The 1,925-nt window shown below is 37.0% G+C and carries 1 protein-coding gene and 1 pseudogene; both read left to right on the top strand.

Annotation, left to right across the window (positions count from 1 at the left end; all coding sequences use genetic code 11):
- Positions 1-1,270, top strand: a pseudogene (locus ACT3RN_RS15335) (hypothetical protein); the annotation flags it as partial.
- A 12-nt stretch (positions 1,271-1,282) separates the two neighbouring features.
- On the top strand, positions 1,283-1,708 hold the full coding sequence (locus ACT3RN_RS15330) for a hypothetical protein (protein ID WP_192520878.1): 426 nt from the start codon (positions 1,283-1,285) through the stop codon (positions 1,706-1,708).
- Positions 1,709-1,925 lie beyond the last annotated feature (217 nt).

The raw sequence follows: 1,925 nt of genomic DNA, 5'->3' as shown, positions 1-1,925 counted from the left end.
TGCAAAAGAAAAAGGAATTACAAAAGAGGAAGCCTTAAAGATATTGGCTAGAGCCGCTGTCTACAATCTAGATGAAGATTGGTACAACGCATACAATGATAATCTAAGCCTAAATGAGATTATGCAGTTTGATGATGCCAATAAGTTTTTACAGGAAAGAAATGGCGTTCAAGCTTATAATATTTCTTTGGTTGAAAGATATAATAGACTTAATAATGATCATGGAATTGTAGTTGATGGAGGCGTGTTATCTGGATCTTTCAGAAATGATGACCCAAAATCATATACAGATTCTAGACTGTACCTAGATGAAATGTTAACTGATGCTGATTCAGTACAATTTGTATTAGATAACTTAGCTCTACAAAATCCTTATACTTATGGTAGAACGCCTGAAACAGCTGCTGAAGTTCAAAATGCTAAAGCTGAAGGCTCAAATCAAGGTGCAGGTAACTTGATATTAGCACCATGGGAGTTGGCTAAAGAAGGCATTGATAAACTTCAAGATCCATATGGTACTGTGATTGATGGGTTTAATAGTATAGAAAGTGCTATTAAAGCTATACCAAGTGTTCCAGAAAAAGCCAAACAAGCCTACGAGGATTTTACCTATATAGGTCTTGAAGATAATCTAGCTATTATGCAAGGTAAAGGGCTTGACGTTGCTAGAAATGATGCACAAAGTTCTACTGAACTAGGTATTGGTGTTGGTTTATCTGGATTTGGTACGGCCAGCACACTAGCAGCTCAAGCGGCAAGACCTAAAATATTTTTCATGGACAGCTTTACAGAAAGCGGCACTACAGTTCGTCATGGTACTAATAGCACTGCAATAGGAGACGATGGCAATACTATAAGAAACTATGAGAATGCAGCGAATACTGGCAACGGACATAACGTTATCGTTCACGGTCAGCTTGAGTACGATGAATTTGGTGGTACTCCAGTAATATCTTCAACTTCAACAGTCAAAGTTAATGGTGGAAGAGATGTTGAGATGCAGAGTATACCAATTAGTATAGAGCAAGTATCTGCAGCGGTAAGAAGTAACCCTGATTATAAAATAGGTGATCCTGTATGTTTCGGTTCATGCTGGAGTGGTTCAAGCGGCACTGCACAGGAATTAGCCAACGAATTAGGTGCTCGTGTTTTAGCACCTACTCGTCCAGTAGCTTGGAATAAAGATACAAATTCGTGGGTTCAAGATGAAGATTACTACTTTGAACGAGATGATATTAAGCCAGAATGGAAAATTTTTGAACCAGAATAGTAGGAGAAGTATATGAAAAAAGTGGCCCCTTTTTTAGAAATGGTGTATAGCGTCAACTCTTCTAAAGCACAACCAGAAGGATTCCCAAGCGTCAAAACTAAAGTGAATCAATTATCTGATACTAACGCTAACATTATCTATGAATATTTAATAAACGGTATAAAAGTAATTGAGTTTTTATCAAGTGAAAAAGATATCTGTGACCATAAAGTTTCTGTACCAACTAAAGTTTTTACTGATGGTTCGTATGTATGGACTATGATGATTCCTCATTTGGTGAAAAACTACAAAGTATTATTACCAAAAGAGTTTATTAATCATATAAAGAAACAGAATAAGTATGGAAATCAATATGATAAAAATAGTATAGAGCAAATACTAGAAAGTTTAAAAGGCAATAGAGTTAATGATTATGTGAAGTTTAGTGATAATGAATAACCAATATGCTGAACTGCTTCGACTTTATCGAGGCTGACTTGCTTGATTGAGCCACCAACGCTATCAGTGATACAGACACTGGTCTGACCGCTGGTGGTGATGTCAATATCTTATCCGCTGAGAACACCTCAAGCGAAAGCTCATTTAGTCAAACCAAAAAATCAGGGCTGTTTGGCACAAGCGGCGGAATGGGTTTCACTATTGGCAAGCAGCAAAC

The organism is Psychrobacter sp. AOP5-GZ1-6 (assembly GCF_052376345.1).
Lineage (GTDB): Bacteria > Pseudomonadota > Gammaproteobacteria > Pseudomonadales > Moraxellaceae > Psychrobacter.
This window is presented reverse-complemented; position numbering and strand designations above follow the sequence as displayed.

What these genes read in the sequence shown, in the direction of transcription:
- ACT3RN_RS15330 (WP_192520878.1), top strand. Translation starts at nt 1,283, where the DNA reads ATGAAAAAAGTGGCCCCTTTTTTAGAAATGGTGTATAGCGTCAACTCT.